Here is a 17,577-nt window from a genome sequence, read left to right as displayed (position 1 = left end):
CCCGTGAGCAAGCGGCAGCAGCAGAAGCAGCAGAAGGCGGGCGCCTTCGACGTCCGCAACGTCATCGCGGAGCTGCTCGGCCTGTACGGCGTCGTGCTCGTGGTGGTGGGGCTGGTCGACGACTCGGCCGACGCCATGGCGAAGACCGGCGGCGTGAACGCCAACCTGTGGGCCGGCATCGGCCTGATCGTCGTCGCGGTGGCCTTCGCCCTGTGGTCCCGGCTGCGGCCGACCGTCGTCCCGACGTCGACGGGGGACGACTCCGGCCCGGAGGCCTAGCGGGCGGCCCGGGAGATCGCGGCCGCGGCGTCGAGGACGGCGCCGATGACCTCGGCGCTGGGGCGGCGGCCCAGCCGCTCGACCGGTCCGGAGATCGAGACCGCACCCAGAACCGCCCCCGTGCCGTCGCGCACGGGGGCGGACAGCGAGGCGACGCCGGCCTCGCGCTCGGCGACGCTGTGCGCCCAGCCGCGGCGGCGGACGTCGAGCAGCGTGCGGGCGGTGAAGCTGGCGTTGGGCAGCAGCCGGTTGACCTCGTCGGCCGGCATGAACGCCAGCAGCGCGTGGGCCGCGGAGCCGGCGGTCATGGGCAGGCGCGCGCCCACCGGCACGGTGTCGCGCAGCCCGCTGGTGCGCTCGGCGGCGGCGACGCAGACGCGGGTGGCGCCGTCGCGCACGTAGAACTGGGCGCTCTCGCCGGTGCCGTCCCGCAGCACGACCAGGTGCCGGCCGGCGATCTCGCCGATGTCGGCGGTCGCACGCCCGAGCTCGGCGAGCGCCGGACCGGGGGCCCAGCTGCCGCCGTCGGTGCGGCGCACCAGCCGGTGGCCCTCCAGTGCGACGGCCAGCCGGTGGGCCGTCGCGCGGGGCAGACCCGTGCGCGTCACGAGCTCGGCGAGCGTCGCCGGCTCCTGTGCCACGGCATGCAGGATCGACACCGCTTTGTCCAGAACCGCTACCGGGTTAGGCTGTCCCACACAGCAATACTTGCATCTCACTTGGTGGGATCGCCACCGCGATCCCCCGATGGGTGCCCGGTGAGAGGACGAACCGTGCCGAAGACCCTGGCCGAGAAGGTCTACGAGGCGCACGTGGTGCGCAGCACCCCGGGCGAGCCGGACCTGCTCTACATCGACCTGCACCTCGTGCACGAGGTGACCAGCCCGCAGGCCTTCGACGGTCTCCGGGCCGCGGGTCGCACGGTGCGCCGTCCCGACCTCACCATGGCGACCGAGGACCACAACGTCCCGACGCTGGACATCCTGGCGCCCATCGCCGACCCGGTCAGCCGGGCCCAGGTGGACGCGCTCCGCGCCAACGCGAAGGAGTTCGGCATCCGGCTGGCCCCCATGGGCGACCGCGACCAGGGCATCGTGCACGTCATCGGCCCGCAGCTCGGCCTCACCCAGCCCGGCATGACCATCGTCTGCGGCGACAGCCACACCTCCACCCACGGGGCGTTCGGCGCGCTGGCCTTCGGCATCGGCACCAGCGAGGTCGAGCACGTGCTGGCCACCCAGACGCTGCCGCAGTACCGGCCCAAGCAGATGTCGGTCACGGTGGACGGCGAGCTCGCCCCCGGCGTCTCGGCGAAGGACATCATCCTGGCCGTCATCGCCCGGATCGGCACCAACGGCGCCGCCGGCCACGTCATCGAGTACCGCGGCAGCGCGATCCAGGCGCTGTCGATGGAGGCCCGGATGACGATCTGCAACATGTCGATCGAGGCGGGGGCCAAGGCCGGCCTGATCGCGCCGGACCAGACGACCTTCGACTTCCTGCAGGGCCGGCCGCACGCGCCCCGGGGCGCCGACTGGGACGCCGCCGTCGCGCACTGGTCGACGCTGCGCACCGACGAGGGCGCGGTCTTCGACTCCGAGGTCGTCCTCGACGCCTCCACGCTGACCCCGTTCGTCACCTGGGGCACCAACCCCGGCCAGGGCCTGCCGCTCAGCGAGCGGGTGCCCGACCCGGCCGACATCGCCGACGAGGGCGAGCGCCGCGCCGCCGAGCAGGCGCTGGCCTACATGGGCCTGACCCCCGGCACGCCGCTGACCGAGATCGAGGTCGACACCGTCTTCCTCGGCTCGTGCACCAACGGCCGGATCGAGGACCTGCGGGTCGCCGCCGAGCTGCTGCGTGGCAAGCGGGTCGACGCGGGCACCCGGATGCTCGTCGTCCCCGGCTCGGTCGGGGTCAAGTCGCAGGCCGAGGCCGAGGGCCTGGACAAGGTCTTCCTCGAGGCGGGTGCCGAGTGGCGCGGCGCGGGCTGCTCGATGTGCCTGGGCATGAACCCCGACCAGCTCAAGCCCGGCGAGCGCTCGGCCTCCACCAGCAACCGCAACTTCCAGGGCCGGCAGGGCAAGGGCGGGCGCACGCACCTCGTGTCGCCGTCGGTGGCCGCCGCCACCGCGCTCACCGGCCGCCTGACCGCCCCCGCCGACCTGATCGGAGCCTGACCCCGTGGACGCCTTCACCACCCACACCGGCACCGCCGCCCCGCTGCGCCGCAGCGCCGTCGACACCGACCAGATCATCCCGGCCGAGTACCTCAAGCGGATCACCCGCACCGGGTTCGAGGACGGCTTGTTCGTCGCCTGGCGCACCAACGAGCCCGACTTCGTGCTGAACCAGCCCGAGTACGCCGACGCCTCGATCCTGGTCGCGGGCCCCGACTTCGGCACCGGCTCCTCGCGCGAGCACGCCAACTGGGCGCTCCTGGACGGCGGCTTCCGGGTGGTCATCAGCTCGCGGTTCGCCGACATCTTCCGGAACAACTCGACCAAGTCCGGGCTGCTGACCGTGGTCCTGCCGCAGGCCGAGGTCGAGGCGCTGTGGGCAGCGGTCGAGGCGGACCCCGCCACCCCGGTGACCGTCGACCTGCGGGCCAAGGAGGTCAGCTACGGGTCGACGACGGTGCCGTTCGAGATCGACGACTACGTGCGCTGGCGGCTGCTGGAGGGGCTCGACGACGTCGGGCTCACCGAGAAGCACGTCGACGACATCGAGGCCTTCGAGGCGCAGCGGCCCGCCTGGCTCCCCAGGGCGCTGCCCGCCGTCTGAGCGGCTGACGAACGCTCCAGGCATAGGAACCTCTACCTGTGGAATCCGCCCCGAGGACGTAGGTAGAGGTACCTATGCCTCGGGAGATGGGGCGTCGCGGTCGGGGGCGAGGTCGCGGTAGTAGTCGGCCGAGAGCTCGCCCGGGCGCCCGCCGAGGACCCAGACGCTGCCCTTGGCGGCCGGCGCGGGCAGCCCGGGCACCCCGTGCCCGTGCACGCCCAGGCCGCCGAGCACGCTGGGGATGGTGCCGCCCTGGCTGCACACGACGGTGACGCCCGGGCCCTCGAGCAGCCGGAGCGCCGTCTCCAGCGCGCGGTGCGGGTCGCCGCCGAACTCCGGCTCGCCGAACTCCGGCAGGTCGGCGACCTCGAGCCCCAGCCGCGCGGCCAGCGGCTCCACGGTCTGCCGGCAGCGGAGCGGGGCCGCGGTCGCCACCGTCGTGGGGCCGAGCAGCGGCAGGACCTGCGCGAGCTGCCGGGCCTGCTCCTCGCCGTTCCGGGTCAGCGGCCGGAGCTCGTCCGGCCCCTCCCACGCGTCGCTGCTCCCGGCCTTGCCGTGCCGCACCAGGACCAGCGCGGGCTCCGGAGGGACGTCGGTGCGCACCAGGTCGGCCAGCACCTCGCGGTCGGCGTCGTGGGTGACCAGCGCGGCGGCGTCGGCGGGGGAGAGCCAGCGCAGCTCGTCCACCTCGCCGTTGGGGGCGAACTCCCCGCCGGTGACCCGCATCAGCCAGTAGTCGACCCGCTTGTCGCCGTCGGGCACGCGGTACCGGCTGGTGACGCTGCGGCGCCCGGCCACCGCCTGCAGCCCGGTCTCCTCCAGGACCTCGCGGACCGCGGCGGTCAGGGGGTGCTCGCCCGGGTCGAGCTTGCCCTTGGGCAGCGACCAGTCGTCGTAGCGCGGGCGGTGGACCACGGCGGTCTCCAGGCCGCCGTCCCTCCCCGGCCGCCACACCGCACCGCCCGCGGCGGCGACCGTGCCCACCGCGCCCTCAGCTCGCGAGGTCATGGATGCGGTGCAGCAGCTCGGCCTGGTAGTCACGCCCCTCCAGGCGCTCCCAGCGCCCGTCGCTGCGCAGCTCCCAGCAGCGGACGCCGGGCTCCATGGCCGGCGCGAGCGTCTCGTGCAGCTGGGTGCGCGCCGCCTCGTCGCAGACCCGCAGCAGCACCTCCACCCGGCGGTCGAGGTTGCGGTGCATCAGGTCGGCACTGCCGATCCACCACTCGGCGTCGCCCCCGTTGAGGAAGGAGATGACCCGCGAGTGCTCGAGGAACCGGCCCACGATCGAGCGCACCCGGATGGTCTCGGACAGGCCCTCGACCCCGGGCCGCAGCGCGCAGATGCCGCGCACGAACAGCTCCACCGGCACGCCCGCCTGGGAGGCCTCGTAGAGCGCGTCGATGATCTTCTCGTCGACCAGCGAGTTCACCTTGATGCGGATGCCCGACGGGCGCCCCTCGGAGGCATGCCGGGCCTCGCGGCGGATCTTCTCGATCAGGCCGTTGCGGATGCCGTGCGGGGCGACCATCAGCTGCCGGTAGTTGGTCTGCCGCGAGTAGCCGGTGAGGGTGTTGAACAGATCGGTGAGGTCGGCGCCCACCCGCGGATCGGCGGTCAGGATGCCGACGTCCTCGTAGATGCGCGCCGTCTTCGGGTTGTAGTTGCCCGTGCCGATGTGGCAGTAGCGCCGGATCACGCCCTGCTCGCGGCGGACCACCAGGGCGGTCTTGCAGTGCGTCTTCAGCCCGACCAGCCCGTAGACGACGTGGCAGCCGGCCCGCTCCAGCGACCGGGCCCAGCTGATGTTGGCCTCCTCGTCGAACCGCGCCTTGATCTCGACGAGGACCACGACCTGCTTGCCGGCCTGGGCCGCCTCGATGAGGGCGTTGACGATCGGGGAGTCACCCGAGGTGCGGTAGAGGGTCTGCTTGATGGCCAGCACGCTGGGATCCGCGGCGGCCTGCTCGATGAAGCGCTGCACGCTGGTCGCGAACGAGTGGTAGGGGTGGTGCAGCAGCACGTCGCCCTCGCGCAGCGTCGCGAACACGCTCTTGGGGGTCTCGCCCTCCGACAGGCGCGGGTGCGTCGCGGGCACGAAGGGCTCGTCCTTGAGCTCGGGCCGATCGAGGTCGTAGAGCGCCCACAGCGACGCGAGGTCCAGCAGCCCGGGCACGTGCACGACGTCGTCGGGGGAGACCTCGAGCTCGGAGACGAGCACCTCGAGGATCCGCGGGTCCATCGGCTCGGCCACCTCCAGCCGCACGGCCGGGCCGAAGCGGCGGCGCGCGAGCTCGCGCTCCAGCGCCTGGAGGAGGTCCTCGTCGCGGTCCTCCTCGACCTCGAGGTCGGCGTTGCGGGTGACCCGGAAGATGTGGTGGTCGATGACCTCCAGGCCGGGGAACAGCTGCGGCAGGTGCGCGGCGATGAGGTCCTCGAGCGGCAGGAAGGTCGCGGTGTCAACCGGGCCCACCCGGACGAAGCGGGGCACGTTGTTGGGCACCTTGAGCCGGGCGAACCGCGGGGCGCCGGTCTCGGGGTCGCGCACCGACACGGCCAGGTTCAGCGAGAGCCCGCTGATGTAGGGGAACGGGTGCGCGGGGTCGACCGCCAGCGGGGTGAGCACCGGGAACACCTGGTCGCGGAAGTACTCGCGCAGGCGGATCGTGGCCTCGTCCTCCAGCTCCTCCCACCGGAGGATCCGGATGCCGGCGTCCTGCAGCCGCGGCAGCACGTCGTCGTTGAAGACGTCGGAGTGCCGCTGGACGAGCTCCTGGGTCCGGTCGGTGACCCGTTCCAGCTGCTCCCGGATGGTCAGGCCGTCGGGGGAGCGGACCGTGAGGCCGGTGCTCTGCCGCCGCTTCAGCCCGGCGATGCGGACCATGTAGAACTCGTCGAGGTTGCTGGCGAAGATCGCGAGGTACTTGACCCGCTCCAGCAGCGGCAGGGTGTCGTCCTCCGCCAGCTCGAGCACCCGGGCGTTGAAGTCCAGCCAGGACAGCTCGCGGTTCAGGTAGTGGTCGGTGGTCGACTGGGGGCCCGTGCGGTTCGCGGTCTCGGAGGGCACGGGGTCATCGTGCCGCACCGAGGTGAACGGCGAGAGTCGGCGACCCGCGCAGCAGCCCGGTCGTGCGCGGACCGGCCCCGAGCGCGACCGCGGCCCGGAGGTCGTCGGGGGTGTCGACGTCGCGCAGCAGGCCGGGCCAGTCGCCGGTGAGCGGCACCGCGCCGTCGTCCCGGTGCGCGACGGCCGAGTTCCGCCCGAACCGGGGGCGCAGCGGCGCCCCGACCGCGGTGAGCAGCGTCGTCCCGGTGCCCTGGGCGTCGGCGACGAAGCCGCGCACCGCCCCGGCTGCGGCCGCGAGGGCGGCGTCCAGCTCGGCGGGGCGGAGGGCGGGCAGGTCCGAGGAGAGCGCGGCGACGGCGTCGCCGCCTGCCTGCGCCGCCCCGTGCTCCAGGGCCGGGTTCAGGCCCCGGTCCGGCACGTCGGGCACGGTGCGCGCGCCGAGACCCCGCACCAGGTCCGCGGCCCGTGGCTCGTCGGTGACGACGACGACCGAGCCCACGCGGGCGCAGGCCAGCGCCGCGGACACGGTGTCGGCCAGGAGGGCCAGCACGAGGGCGGCGTGGTCCCCGCCGGGCAGGCCGGTGAGCGGCTGCAGCCGGGTCTTGGCCACGGCGAGCCGCTTCGCCGGGACCACGACCGACCAGCTGGGCACGGCCACAATGTGAGCACACCGCGGTGCCCGCCCGTGCCCGGCGGGACCCCGGTGGACCGGGGACCGCGGCACGGGTCGATCATGAGCAGGCTCACAGGGAAGGGAGGCGGGTCGGTGTCGGAATCCAGGTGGCGCTCCCACGGGCGCATCCCGGTCGCCCTGTGGCTGTGCATCGTCGTGATCTACCCGGTGGCGTCGCTGCTGTTCCGCCTGCGCTACCGGGGCGCCGAGCGCATCCCGCCCACCGGGCCGGTGCTGGTGGTGGCCAACCACGTGTCGGTCCTGGACCCGCTGGCCTGCGCCCGCCTGGTGTTCGACGCCGGGCGGATCCCGCACTTCCTCGCCAAGGAGGCGGTCTTCCGCGGGCTGGCCGGCACGATCCTGCGGGCCGCCGGGCAGATCCCCGTCGCCCGGTACTCCACCGCCGCCCGCGGTGCGCTGGCCGCCGCCGAGGCGGACCTGCACGCGGGCAACGTGGTCGTCGTCTACCCGGAGGGCTCGGTCACCCGGGACCCCGCCTGGTGGCCGATGCAGGCCCGCACGGGTGCGGCGCACCTGGCGCTCACCACCGACGCCCTCGTCCTGCCGGTCGCCCAGTGGGGGCCCCAGCGGGTGCACGACTACCACGCCAAGAAGTTCCACCCGCGGTTCCGCACGCCCGCCGACTACCTCGTCGGCGAGCCGATCGACCTCTCCGCGCTGCGGGCCGAGGTCCGTGCGGGCCGCGCCATCGATGCCGAGCTGCTGCGGGAGACGACCGAGTTGATGATGCACCGCGTCCGCCACCAGCTGGCCGAGCTGCGCGGGGAACCCGCGCCCGCGGCGGTCCACCCCGGCCCCCGGCGCGAGCGCCGCGGCGACCTCCCCGGGACCGCGGCGTGACGCGCGCGGCGGTGCTCGGCGCCGGCTCCTGGGGGACGACGTTCGGCAAGGTGCTCGCCGACGCCGGCTGCGACGTGACCCTGCACGCGCGGCGCCCCGAGCTGGCCAAGGCGATCACCGACGACAGCGAGAACGCCGACTACCTGCCCGGCGTGCGGCTGCCCGACCGGTTGCGGGCCACGTCCGACCCGGCGGAGGCGCTGCTGGACGCGGAGATCGTGGTGCTGGCCGTCCCCTCGCAGTCGCTGCGGGACAACCTCACCGAGTGGCGGGACCTGCTGCCGCAGGACGCGACCCTGCTGTCGCTGATGAAGGGCATCGAGCTCGGCACCACCAAGCGCATGAGCGAGGTGATCCGCGAGATCACCGGCGCCGGGCCCGAGCGGGTCGCCGCCCTGTCGGGCCCCAACCTCGCCCGGGAGATCGCCGAGGAGCAGCCGGCGGCGACGGTGATCGCCTGCTCCGACGCCGACCGCGCCGCCCAGCTGCAGGCCGCGTGCCACACCAGGTACTTCCGGCCGTACACCAACCCCGACCTGGTCGGCTGCGAGCTCGGCGGGGCGCTGAAGAACGTCATCGCGCTGGCGTGCGGCATCGCCGAGGGGCTGGGGTTCGGTGACAACACCCGCGCCTCGCTGATCACCCGAGGGCTGGCCGAGACCGCGCGCCTCGGGCTCGTGCTGGGCGCGGAGCTCACCACCTTCGCCGGGCTCGCGGGCCTGGGTGACCTCGTGGCCACCTGCAGCTCGCCGCTGTCCCGCAACCGCACGTTCGGGGAGAAGCTCGGCCGCGGCATGACCGTCGAGGAGGTGCAGCAGAGCACCCGGCAGACCGCCGAGGGCGTGAAGAGCTGCCGCTCGGTGCTGGATCTCGCGCGGGCGCACGACGTGGACGTGCCGATCGCCGAGGCCGTCGTGCGGGTGTGCCACGAGGGCGAGGCGCCGGCGCAGATGGTGCGGGAGATCATGTCGCGGGAGGCGAAGAGCGAGTGAGTGGGGACCTGAGCGGCTACGGGGACGGCACCCGGTCGGTGCGGGCGGGGGAGGACCCCGCCGTCCCCGGGGCCCCGCTGCGTCCCTCACCGGTGTTCGCCGCGCCCTTCCACCTCGGGGACGCACCGCCGCGGGCGAACGGCGCCGACGCCTACGCGCGCACCGAGCACCCGACCCTGCGGGTGTTCGAGGACGCCGTGGGCGAGCTCGACGGCGGCCGCTGCCTGTCCTTCGCGACCGGGATGGCGGCGCTCACCGCGGCCGTCCTGGCCTGCACCCGCAGCGGCGACCGGGTCGTGCTGCCCTCGGACGGCTACTACACGACCCGGCTGCTGGCGGCCGAGGAGCTGACCCGGTTCGGCGTCGAGGTGCAGTACGTGCCCACCCCCGAGATCGGGCGGGTCGCCGAAGAGGGCGGGCTGGCCGGCGCCTCGATGGTGCTGCTCGAGACGCCGAGCAACCCGCTGCTGGACGTCTGCGACATCGCCGCCGTGGCGGAGGCCGCCCATGCGGCCGGCGCGCTGGTCGCCGTCGACAACACCACGGCGACGCCGCTGGGCCAGCGGCCGCTCGCCCTCGGCGCGGACATGACCGTGGGCAGCGACACCAAGGCGCTGACCGGGCACAGCGACGTCCTGCTGGGGCACGTCACCGTGACCGACGCCGACCTGTTCGCCCGGGTCAAGGGCTTCCGCGACCGCACCGGCGGCACGCCGGGGCCCTTCGAGGCCTGGCTGGGGCACCGGTCGATGAGCACCCTGGACCTGCGGCTGGCCCGGCAGGCGGCCAACGCGGCCGCCGTCGTCGAGCTGCTGGCCGGGCACCCGGCGGTCACGAACCTGCGGTGGCCGTGGCGGCCGGAGGACCCGTCCTTCGCGCTGGCCTCCCGCCAGATGCTGCGCCCCAACGGCGTGGTGTCGCTGGAGCTGGCCGACGAGGCCGCCGTCTCCCGGCTGCTCGGCGCGAGCCGGCTGTGGGCCGCCGCGACCAGCTTCGGCGGGGTGCACAGCACGATCGACCGCCGGGCCCAGTGGGGCGGCGACGACGTCCCCGCCGGGTTCGTCCGGCTGTCCTGCGGCATCGAGGACACCGCGGACCTGGTCGCCGACCTAGGCCGCGCGCTCGACGGCCTGGGCTGACCGGCGGTTGCCGGCGACGGTCAGCCAGATGCTCACGCCGAAGTAGTAGACGAGGTAGGCCAGGCTCAGCACCACGACCACCGGGTGCGGGTCGGGGTACTGGAGCAGCAGCACCGCGGAGCTGATCAGCCAGACGGCGGACAGCCCCAGGTTCAGGCTGCGCAGCAGCTTGGTGCGCGAGGGGTAGACGTACTTGACCGGCACGAACACCAGCACGGTCAGGATCGCGAGGGTGATCCCGACGCCGGTGGGGCCGACGTCCAGCACGATCGCGTAGAAGGCCACCACGTTCCAGTAGCTGGGGAACCCGAGGAAGTAGTGGTCGTCGGTCTTCGCGTCGACCCGGCAGAACTGGTAGCAGGAGGCGAGCAGCGGGAGGGCCGCCAGCACCCAGCCCCAGGCGCCCCCGGGCAACCGGTCGGCCGTCCACAGCAGGACGACGGCGGCGAAGACGTAGGTCAGGTAGTCGACGATGTCGTCCATGCGGGCGCCGTCGAACCAGGGGATCGTCTCCTTGACCCGGAACCGGCGGGCGAGCATGCCGTCGGTGCCGTCGACGAAGAGCGTCGCCAGCACCAGCCACAGGGCGGTGACGACCTCACCTTCGATCGCCGCGAGCACGATCAGGAGCCCCAGCACCGACCCGCTCGCGGTGTAGAGGTGCACCGCGGCACCGGCGAGCCGGAAGCCGCGGGAGAACGTCCCCGCCGGGGGAGCTGCCTGATCCTGCACGCGACGAGGCTGCCACACCGCGGCGCGGGGGGCGGGACGACGGGGGCCCGACGTCGCGCCGAGGTGGCCGGAGGGCTCTCGGTTAGGGTCGCCGGGATGAGCGGACAGGCTGGCAAGGTGCGGGTGGCGGTCGTGTTCGGCGGGCGCAGCGAGGAGCACGCGATCTCCTGCGTCTCCGGCGGCGCCGTGATGGCCGCGCTGGACCCCGAGCGCTACGAGGTGGTGCCGGTCGGCATCGCCCGCGACGGGCGCTGGGTGCTGCCCGAGCCGGGCCAGCGGCTGACGATCACCGACGGCGCGCTGCCCGAGATCACCGGCGGCACCGCGGTCTCCCTCGTCGGCGACCCGGAGGGCCGCGGCCTGGCGGTGCTCGAGCCCGGCGCGGCCGTGGGCCAGGTGCTCACCGAGGTCGACGTCGTCTTCCCGGTGCTGCACGGCACCTACGGCGAGGACGGCACGGTCCAGGGCCTGCTGGAGATGACCGGGCTGCCCTACGTGGGCTCCGGGGTGTTCGCCAGCGCCGCCTCCATGGACAAGGAGTTCACCAAGAAGCTGCTGGCCGCGGCCGGCCTGCCGCAGGGCGACCACGTCGTGCTGCGCGACGCGTCCGGCGCCGTCTGCGCCGACCCCGCGGTGCTGGACGAGGCGGCCCGCGAGCGGCTCGGCCTGCCGGTCTTCGTCAAGCCCGCGCGGGCCGGTTCCAGCATCGGCATCACGCGGGTCACCGACTGGGCGCAGTTCCCGGCCGCGGTGGCCGAGGCCGCCGCGGTCGACCCGAAGGTCATCGTCGAGGCCGCCATCCCCGGGCGGGAGATCGAGTGCGGCGTCCTCGCCGCGCGCGGGTCGGGGCTGCCCGAGGCCAGTCTCCCCGCGGAGATCCGGCTGCGTCCCGGCGTCGACTGGTACGACTTCGCCGCCAAGTACCTGGACGACGCGGCGGACTTCGACATCCCCGCCGACCTGACCCCCGAGCAGACGGCGGCCGTCCAGGAGGCGGCCCGCCGCGCGTACCTGGCCATGGACTGCCGGGGCCTCGCGCGGGTGGACTTCTTCCTCGCCCCGGGCCCCGACGGCGCGGACGAGCTGGTGATCAACGAGGTGAACACGATGCCGGGCTTCACCCCGATCTCGATGTTCGCCCGCATGTGGGCCGCCAGCGGCGTCGAGTTCGCCGAGATCGTCGACCGGCTGGTCACCGGCGCCCTCGCCGGCGCCCCCCGGCCGGCGCGGTGACCAGGGGGCGGTCCGCCGCCCTCCTGCCCGTCGCGCTGGTCGTCGGGCTGGCCCTCCCCGGCTGCGGCCGGGTGGTCGAGGGCTCACCGACGGCGGTCCCGCCGTCGGCCCGGCCGGCCTCGCCCCAGGAGCTCGAGGCGCTGCTGGTCACCGAGGTCCCCTCGGGCCTGCCCCGGCTGCCCGACGACGAGGTGCAGCCGCCGGCCGGCGCCAAGCGGCTGGAGGACGTCGCCGGGTACTCGACGGATCCCGCCCGGGAGCGCGCCGTCCTCGAGGAGTACGGCTACCTGCACGGCTGGGAGCGGTTCTGGGGGCGCGACTCCGGGCCGATGACCGGGATCTTCGTCGACCAGTTCGAGCGCCGGGCCGGCGCCGACGCGTACGCCGAGGACCTCGCGGTGAACAAGGCCGAGCTCTACGGGGTCGACCTCGGCGAGGACCCGCCCGACCTGCCCGCCAGCTGCCGGGACCTGACCGTGGTCGAGCCCGTGCCCGAGGCCGGGCTGACCTCGCCCGCGGCCTTCGCCTGGTGCTGGCACGGCGTCTTCAGCGTGGCGGTCACCGCCGTCGGGCCGACGGTGGACGAGGCCCTCGCCGAGGTGGTCGCCGTGATGGGCCGGCAGCTCGCGCTGCTGCCACCGGCATGACCGCGGGCTCAGGGCCCGGGGGTGGGCTCCTGGTAGGGCAGCGCCTCGGCCAGCGGCACGGTGAGGGCGGTGACGGGGGCGCTGTCCACGTCGGCGGGCAGCCGCACCTCGACGTAGACCGGGCGGTCGACGACGGTCCACACCGTCGTCTCGGGGTCGGCGGTGTCGACGTACCACTGCACGCCGTTGATCTGGATCGCCGAAGCGCCCACCGTCCACCCGACCGGCCGCTCGACCCCGCACCTCAGGACCACCGGCGGCTCGCCCCAGGCGTAGACGTGCAGCGTGTCGGACTGCACCTTGCGCGACGGCTCACCGGCGAGCTCGAAGGGCAGGTTCTCCATCAGTGCCGGGCAGGACGCCTCGGCCGCGGGCGTCATCGGCGGCGCGTCGAGGGGCAGCACCGGCAGGTCCTCGCGGGCACCGGGATCGGCGCCCTCGATCTCGGCGGGAGCGCGGTCGCCACCGCGGGCGGTGCCCGGGCCGCCGTCGGAACCGAGCACGTTGACCAGCACGACGAGCGCGATCACCACGGGCACCGTGATCGCGGTGACCAGGAGGGCGACCCGGCGCAGCGGGTCGGCCGGCTGACCGGTCAGATGTTCACGACCGGGCAGGTGAGCGTGCGGGTGATGCCGTCGACGGACTGCACCCGGGCGACGACCAGGCGGCCGAGGTCGTCGACGGTGTCGGCCTCGGCGCGCACGATCACGTCGTACGGGCCGGTCACGTCCTCGGCCTTGGTCACCCCGTCGATCTCGCTGATCGTCGTGGCGACCTGGGCGGCCTTGCCGACTTCGGTCTGGATGAGGATGTAGGCGTGGACCACGGGAGATCCTTCCTCCGGCAACAGTGCCGAGACGTCGTCCCCGCCGGGTGGCGGACTCGTCGGCAACCTACCGCAGCAGCAGGAGTGCACCGATGAGTCGGCCCCGTCCGCTCGTACCGCGCAGTGATCCGGCCGACAGCGTCCGCGTCGTCGGCGAGTTCGGGGTGATCGCCCGCGTGCTCGCCCGCGCGGGCACCGCCGCGGCCGCCGAGGTCGGCCCGGGCGACGACGCCGCGGTGGTCCGCGCCGCCGACGGGCGGGTCGTCGTCACCACCGACGTGCTGGTCGAGGGCCGGCACTTCCGGCGGGACTGGTCGAGCGCCGAGGACGTCGGGCACAAGGCGGCCGCGGCCAACCTCGCCGACGTCGCCGCCATGGGGGCCACGACGACGGCGCTCGTGGTCGGCCTCGCGTGCCCGCCGGACACCCCCACGAGCTGGCTGGAGGGCGTGGCCGCGGGCCTGGCCGCCGAGTGCGCGCCGCTGGGCGCGGCCGTCGTCGGCGGCGACACGGTGGCCTCGGCCCCCGACAGCACCGGGGTGGTGCTCTCGGTGACCGCGCTGGGCGACCTCGGCGGGCGGACCCCGGTGCGGCGGTCGGGCGCCCGGCCGGGCCAGGTCGTCGCGCTGGCCGGGAAGCTGGGCTGGTCGGCGGCGGGCCTGGCCGTGCTCCGCCGGGGCTTCACCAGCCCGCACTCCGTCGTGGCCGCGCACCGCCGGCCCACCCCGCCGTACGCCGCCGGGCCGGCTGCGGCCGACGCGCGGGCCAGCTCGATGTGCGACGTCAGCGACGGTCTGGTGGCCGACGCCGGCCACCTGGCCCGCGACAGCGGCGTGGTCATCGACCTCGACCCCGCCGCCCTCGCACAGGCCTGCCTGGAGCCGGTGGGCCCGCTGCAGCAGGTGGGCTCGGCGCTGGGTGTGGACCCGATGGCCTGGGTGCTCAGCGGGGGAGAGGACCACGCGCTGCTGGCGACGTTCCCGCCCAACGCCGTGCTGCCCTACGGCTGGTCGGTGATCGGCTCGGTCCGGGCGCCGGGTCGCGAGCCCGGGGTGCGGGTCGGCGGACGGGCGGCCGCGGACGCGCTGCAGGCCGTCGGAGCGGAGAAGGCGGGGCATGTCCACTTCGGCTGAGCAGGTGCTCCGGGACGGCTCGGTGGCCCGGCTGCGGCCGCTGCCCTACGACTCCCCGCCGGCCCAGCGGCTGGTCGAGGAGGTCCAGCAGGAGTACGTGGCGCGGTACGGCGGGCGCGACGCCGCTCCCGTCGACCCGGCGCAGTTCCTGCCGCCGGAGGGCCTGTTCCTGGTCGCGGAGGTGGACGGCGAGCCCGCCGGGTGCGGCGCGTGGCGGGTCTACCCACCCGGCGGCGTGGAGATCAAGCGGGTGTACGTGGCCCCGGCGTTCCGCCGGCTCGGGCTGGCGCAGGCGGTGATGGCCGAGCTGGAGGCGACGGCGGCCCGGGCCGGGCACCGGAAGGTCGTGCTCAACACCGGGCGCAGGCAGCCGGAGGCGGTGCGGCTCTACGGCGAGCTCGGCTACGTCCCCGTTCCGGGTTACGGCGTGTACGCCTGCTCGCCGGAGGCGGTCTTCCTGGGCAAGGATCTGCGCGTGCCGGCCGAGGAGGAGCAGTCATGGGTGTCGTGACCGTCTCGGCCCCGTACGGGGCCGCGGGGGCCGAGATCGCGCCGGCCGTCGCCCAGCGGCTGGGGCTGGTCTTCCACGACCGGGCGATCCCGGGGCGCGTGGCCGGGCGGCTGGGCGTGCCGGTGTCGGAGGCGGAGGCCAACGACGAGACCGTCGTGCGGGGGCTGTGGCGGCTCGTGGCGTCGCTGGGCACCATGCCCGACCCCGTCGGCGGCGTCGTCCCCGGCACCGTGCTGCCGGACGCCCGCGCCTACCGGGAGCAGACCGAGCGGGTGCTGACCGAGATCGCCGAGGGCGACGGCGGCGTCGTGCTGGGCCGAGCCGCCGCGCTGGTCCTGCGGGACCGCCCCGACGCACTGCACGTGCGGCTCGACGGGCCGCGCGACCGGCGGCTCACCGCGGCGGTCGAACGCTCGGGCCTGCCCCGCCAGGAGGTGGAGCGGGAGATGGCGGCGGCCGATCGCGGACGCGAGGCCTACGTGCGGCACTTCTACCGGCGCGACCCGGCCGACGCCCGGCTCTACCACCTGGTGCTGGACACCACCGCGCTCCCCGTGGAGACGGCGGTCGAGCTCGTCGTGATCGCCGCGCGGGCGCGGGGGATCGGGCGCTGAACGCGAAGAACCCCGGAGGTCGGTGACCTCCGGGGTTCTCCAACGCGATGGAACGGCCGCCCTTCAGGGGCCCGCGCCGAGTGTGCGAGGCGTGGGGGGAAGGGTGGTCCTTCTAGGCGCGGACGACCTTGCCGGCGCGGATGCACGAGGTGCACGCGTTGATCCGGCGACGGTTTCCGGGGGCGATCAGCGCCCGCACGGACTGGATGTTCGGGTTCCAACGGCGCGGCGTGCGGCGGTGCGAGTGCGACACCGACATACCGAAACCGGGGCCCTTGCCACACACATCGCAGTTGGCAGCCACGGTTGATCACTCCCAGAAGAATCGTTCACAGACGGCGGGGCAAGGCAGCACCCGCAACAAGACCGTCCAGCAGTCTAACCGCTCCCGCGGGACGATGTCGCAGCCCCCTCCGGAACGCCTCGATCGGGCGGCTCCACCCCTCGTGATGCCCGGTCCTGTCCGCCCGGGTGGGTAGCCTTCCCCCGTGCTGCAGGCGCTGGACGACGCCGCGGTCGGCCGGTGGTGCCGGGCCGCGGTCGAGGCGCTGTCCGGCTCCAGGAGCCGGCTCGACGAGCTGAACGTCTTCCCCGTGCCCGACGGCGACACCGGGACCAACCTGCTGCACACGGCCGAGGGTGCGCTGGCCGCCCTCGAGCAGGCCGCGCCGGGGGAGTCGACCTGGGCGGTGACGGCCCGCGGGGCCGTCCTCGCCGCCCGGGGGAACTCCGGCACGATCCTCGCCCAGCTGATGCGCGGCCTCGCCGACCAGCTGGCCGCCCAGCCGCCGGCCGAGGGCCCCGCCTTCGCCGCCGCCCTGCAGAAGGCCGCCGACGGTGCCTACGCCGCCGTCGCCGATCCCGAGGAGGGCACCTTCCTCACCGTGGCCCGCGCGAGCGGCGAGGCCGCCGTCGCCGCCGCCGAGGAGGGGCGCGCCGACCTGGCCGACGTGGTCACGGCCGCCGCCGACGGTGCCCGCGCCGCCCTCGAGCGCACCCCGGGCCAGCTCGCGGTCCTGCGCGAGGCCGGCGTCGTCGACGCCGGTGGCGCGGGTCTCTGCCTGGTCCTCGACGCGCTCGTCCGCACCGTCACCGGCGTCGAGCCGGTGCGCCCGGCGCTGGCGCTGCCCACGCACTCCCACCGGCACGAGCACGCCCCGCACCAGCCGCCGCCCGGGCCCGGCAGCGAGGTCCAGTACCTGCTCGCCGACACCGACGAGGCCGCCGTGGAGCGGCTCCAGCGGAGGCTCGCCGAGCTCGGCGACAGCCTCGTCGTGGTGGGCGTCGACACGCCGACCGGCCGCGAGTGGAACGTGCACGTGCACGTCTCGGACATCGGTGCCGCCATCGAGGCCGGGGTAGAGGCGGGCCGGCCGCACCGCATCTCGGTGACCCCGCTGGCGCCGGTTCGGCCCGCGCAGCCGGTGCCGGGCCTGCGCGCCGTCGTCGCCGTCGTGCACAGCGACGGCGTCGGAGCGCTGTTCGCCGCGGAGGGCGTCCGCGTCGTCGTGTGCGACCAGGACGGCGTCACCGAGGACGACATCCACGACGCGATCGCCGACTCGGGCGCGGAGGAGATCGCGGTGCTCCCCAACGACGCGGGTCTCCTGCCGGTCGCCTCGCGGGCGGCGACGCGGGCCCGGGAGGAGGGCCGCGAGGTCGGCGTCGTCCCCACCCGCTCGCCGGTCCAGGGGCTGGCCGCCGTGGCGGTCGCCGATCCCGAGCGCCGTTTCGGCGACGACGTCATCGCCATGGCCGAGGCAGCGGCCGCCACCCGCTGGGCCGAGGTCACCGTCGCCGACCAGGAGGCGCTCACCTCGGCCGGCACCTGCCAGCCGGGTGACGCGCTGGGTGTCGCGGAGGGCGACGTCGTCGTCATCGGCCCCGACCTCGCGACGGTCGCCTGCGACCTGCTCGACCGGCTGCTGTCGGCCGGCGGCGAGATGGCGACCCTGCTCGTGGGCACCGACGAGGAGCTCGGGGAGACCGTCTGCGCGCACCTGTCCTCGGTGCACCCGACGGTCGAGGTGGTCCGCTACGGCGGCGGGCCGAGCTCGCTGCCCCTGCAGATCGGGGTGGAGTGAGG

At 74.9% G+C, this 17,577-nt stretch carries 20 protein-coding genes; 12 read left to right on the top strand and 8 right to left on the bottom strand.

The annotated features are described in order from the left end of the window. Nucleotides 1-3: 3 nt before the first annotated feature. Complete coding sequence (locus tag DQ244_RS17590) at nucleotides 4-279, top strand: hypothetical protein (RefSeq protein ID WP_113812807.1); 276 nt, start codon at nucleotides 4-6, stop codon at nucleotides 277-279. Here the strand turns inward: DQ244_RS17590 and DQ244_RS17585 are convergent. Then, nucleotides 276-977, bottom strand: a complete 702-nt coding sequence (locus tag DQ244_RS17585; protein ID WP_113812806.1) for an IclR family transcriptional regulator — start codon at nucleotides 975-977, stop codon at nucleotides 276-278. The genes DQ244_RS17590 and DQ244_RS17585 overlap by 4 nt on opposite strands. A gap of 75 nt (nucleotides 978-1,052) precedes the next feature. Here DQ244_RS17585 and leuC point away from each other — a divergent pair, with 75 nt between their 5' ends. Together leuC and leuD are read left to right on the top strand one after the other, a co-directional pair. After that, a complete protein-coding gene (gene leuC, locus DQ244_RS17580; RefSeq protein WP_113812805.1) occupies nucleotides 1,053-2,459 on the top strand; it encodes a 3-isopropylmalate dehydratase large subunit in 1,407 nt (468 codons plus the stop codon). A 4-nt stretch (nucleotides 2,460-2,463) separates the two neighbouring features. Further along, nucleotides 2,464-3,063 carry a 3-isopropylmalate dehydratase small subunit gene (gene leuD, locus DQ244_RS17575; protein WP_113812804.1) on the top strand — a complete coding sequence of 200 codons (600 nt, stop codon included), beginning with the start codon at nucleotides 2,464-2,466 and terminating at the stop codon, nucleotides 3,061-3,063. A 72-nt stretch (nucleotides 3,064-3,135) separates the two neighbouring features. On the opposite strand, the gene DQ244_RS17570 is transcribed toward leuD, so the two are convergent. Genes DQ244_RS17570 through cofC form a run of 3 tightly spaced genes read right to left on the bottom strand, consistent with a single transcriptional unit; the run spans nucleotide 3,136 to nucleotide 6,779 of the window. Further along, nucleotides 3,136-4,071, bottom strand: a complete 936-nt coding sequence (locus DQ244_RS17570; protein ID WP_113812803.1) for a bifunctional NUDIX hydrolase/histidine phosphatase family protein — start codon at nucleotides 4,069-4,071, stop codon at nucleotides 3,136-3,138. Next, nucleotides 4,055-6,127 carry an RNA degradosome polyphosphate kinase gene (locus DQ244_RS17565; RefSeq protein ID WP_113812802.1) on the bottom strand — a complete coding sequence of 691 codons (2,073 nt, stop codon included), beginning with the start codon at nucleotides 6,125-6,127 and terminating at the stop codon, nucleotides 4,055-4,057. Before DQ244_RS17565 ends, DQ244_RS17570 begins: the two co-directional genes overlap by 17 nt. 4 nt (nucleotides 6,128-6,131) lie before the next feature. Next, complete coding sequence (cofC, locus tag DQ244_RS17560; RefSeq protein ID WP_113812941.1) at nucleotides 6,132-6,779, bottom strand: 2-phospho-L-lactate guanylyltransferase; 648 nt, start codon at nucleotides 6,777-6,779, stop codon at nucleotides 6,132-6,134. A 114-nt stretch (nucleotides 6,780-6,893) separates the two neighbouring features. Between cofC and DQ244_RS17555 the strand changes: the two genes are divergently transcribed. From DQ244_RS17555 to DQ244_RS17545, 3 genes are read left to right on the top strand one after another with little or no spacing between them, the layout of a single operon-like run. Continuing rightward, complete coding sequence (locus DQ244_RS17555) at nucleotides 6,894-7,661, top strand: 1-acyl-sn-glycerol-3-phosphate acyltransferase (protein ID WP_233491697.1); 768 nt, start codon at nucleotides 6,894-6,896, stop codon at nucleotides 7,659-7,661. Continuing rightward, nucleotides 7,658-8,653 carry an NAD(P)H-dependent glycerol-3-phosphate dehydrogenase gene (locus DQ244_RS17550; RefSeq protein ID WP_113812801.1) on the top strand — a complete coding sequence of 332 codons (996 nt, stop codon included), beginning with the start codon at nucleotides 7,658-7,660 and terminating at the stop codon, nucleotides 8,651-8,653. Before DQ244_RS17555 ends, DQ244_RS17550 begins: the two co-directional genes overlap by 4 nt. Continuing rightward, complete coding sequence (locus tag DQ244_RS17545; protein WP_113812800.1) at nucleotides 8,650-9,792, top strand: cystathionine gamma-lyase; 1,143 nt, start codon at nucleotides 8,650-8,652, stop codon at nucleotides 9,790-9,792. Before DQ244_RS17550 ends, DQ244_RS17545 begins: the two co-directional genes overlap by 4 nt. Here the strand turns inward: DQ244_RS17545 and DQ244_RS17540 are convergent. Continuing rightward, a complete protein-coding gene (locus DQ244_RS17540; RefSeq protein WP_113812799.1) occupies nucleotides 9,763-10,524 on the bottom strand; it encodes a phosphatidylcholine/phosphatidylserine synthase in 762 nt (253 codons plus the stop codon). The two genes, DQ244_RS17545 and DQ244_RS17540, sit on opposite strands and share 30 nt — an antisense overlap. 96 nt (nucleotides 10,525-10,620) lie before the next feature. On the opposite strand from DQ244_RS17540, the gene DQ244_RS17535 reads away from it, so the two are divergent. Both DQ244_RS17535 and DQ244_RS17530 read left to right on the top strand, forming a co-directional pair. Then, nucleotides 10,621-11,757: a D-alanine--D-alanine ligase family protein gene (locus tag DQ244_RS17535; RefSeq protein WP_113812798.1), complete on the top strand. Its 1,137-nt coding sequence runs from the start codon at nucleotides 10,621-10,623 to the stop codon at nucleotides 11,755-11,757. After that, nucleotides 11,754-12,404: a hypothetical protein gene (locus DQ244_RS17530; protein ID WP_233491696.1), complete on the top strand. Its 651-nt coding sequence runs from the start codon at nucleotides 11,754-11,756 to the stop codon at nucleotides 12,402-12,404. The genes DQ244_RS17535 and DQ244_RS17530 overlap by 4 nt, the downstream gene beginning before the upstream one ends. Before the next feature lie 8 nt (nucleotides 12,405-12,412). Here the strand turns inward: DQ244_RS17530 and DQ244_RS17525 are convergent, their stop codons facing one another. Both DQ244_RS17525 and DQ244_RS17520 read right to left on the bottom strand, forming a co-directional pair. Next, entirely contained in the window at nucleotides 12,413-12,934 is a 522-nt protein-coding gene (locus DQ244_RS17525) for a DUF3515 domain-containing protein (protein WP_233491695.1), read from the bottom strand. Between the two features lie 65 nt (nucleotides 12,935-12,999). Further along, complete coding sequence (locus DQ244_RS17520) at nucleotides 13,000-13,233, bottom strand: Lrp/AsnC ligand binding domain-containing protein (RefSeq protein WP_104523119.1); 234 nt, start codon at nucleotides 13,231-13,233, stop codon at nucleotides 13,000-13,002. Between the two features lie 92 nt (nucleotides 13,234-13,325). Between DQ244_RS17520 and DQ244_RS17515 the strand changes: the two genes are divergently transcribed. Genes DQ244_RS17515 through DQ244_RS17505 form a run of 3 tightly spaced genes read left to right on the top strand, consistent with a single transcriptional unit; the run spans nucleotide 13,326 to nucleotide 15,491 of the window. Then, nucleotides 13,326-14,366, top strand: coding sequence for a thiamine-phosphate kinase (locus DQ244_RS17515; RefSeq protein ID WP_113812796.1), 1,041 nt, complete (start codon nucleotides 13,326-13,328; stop codon nucleotides 14,364-14,366). After that, entirely contained in the window at nucleotides 14,350-14,877 is a 528-nt protein-coding gene (locus DQ244_RS17510) for a GNAT family N-acetyltransferase (RefSeq protein ID WP_113812795.1), read from the top strand. Before DQ244_RS17515 ends, DQ244_RS17510 begins: the two co-directional genes overlap by 17 nt. Beyond that, nucleotides 14,865-15,491: an AAA family ATPase gene (locus tag DQ244_RS17505; RefSeq protein ID WP_113812794.1), complete on the top strand. Its 627-nt coding sequence runs from the start codon at nucleotides 14,865-14,867 to the stop codon at nucleotides 15,489-15,491. Before DQ244_RS17510 ends, DQ244_RS17505 begins: the two co-directional genes overlap by 13 nt. Before the next feature lie 112 nt (nucleotides 15,492-15,603). Here the strand turns inward: DQ244_RS17505 and rpmB are convergent, their stop codons facing one another. Further along, nucleotides 15,604-15,795, bottom strand: coding sequence for a 50S ribosomal protein L28 (gene rpmB / locus DQ244_RS17500; protein WP_104523111.1), 192 nt, complete (start codon nucleotides 15,793-15,795; stop codon nucleotides 15,604-15,606). Nucleotides 15,796-15,979: 184 nt separating this feature from the next. On the opposite strand from rpmB, the gene DQ244_RS17495 reads away from it, so the two are divergent. Continuing rightward, nucleotides 15,980-17,575 carry a DAK2 domain-containing protein gene (locus DQ244_RS17495; protein WP_113812793.1) on the top strand — a complete coding sequence of 532 codons (1,596 nt, stop codon included), beginning with the start codon at nucleotides 15,980-15,982 and terminating at the stop codon, nucleotides 17,573-17,575. The last annotated feature ends 2 nt before the right edge of the window (nucleotides 17,576-17,577 follow it).

Source organism: Blastococcus sp. TBT05-19 (assembly GCF_003319095.1).
GTDB lineage: Bacteria > Actinomycetota > Actinomycetes > Mycobacteriales > Geodermatophilaceae > Blastococcus.
The sequence above is the reverse complement of the archived record's forward strand: the minus strand, read 5'-3'. Positions and strand labels throughout refer to the sequence as shown.

Coding starts and splice junctions, on each gene's coding strand:
- DQ244_RS17570 (WP_113812803.1), bottom strand. CDS start 4,071: ATGACCTCGCGAGCTGAGGGCGCGGTGGGCACGGTCGCCGCCGCGGGC.
- DQ244_RS17535 (WP_113812798.1), top strand. CDS start 10,621: ATGAGCGGACAGGCTGGCAAGGTGCGGGTGGCGGTCGTGTTCGGCGGG.
- DQ244_RS17515 (WP_113812796.1), top strand. CDS start 13,326: ATGAGTCGGCCCCGTCCGCTCGTACCGCGCAGTGATCCGGCCGACAGC.
- DQ244_RS17510 (WP_113812795.1), top strand. CDS start 14,350: ATGTCCACTTCGGCTGAGCAGGTGCTCCGGGACGGCTCGGTGGCCCGG.
- DQ244_RS17505 (WP_113812794.1), top strand. CDS start 14,865: ATGGGTGTCGTGACCGTCTCGGCCCCGTACGGGGCCGCGGGGGCCGAG.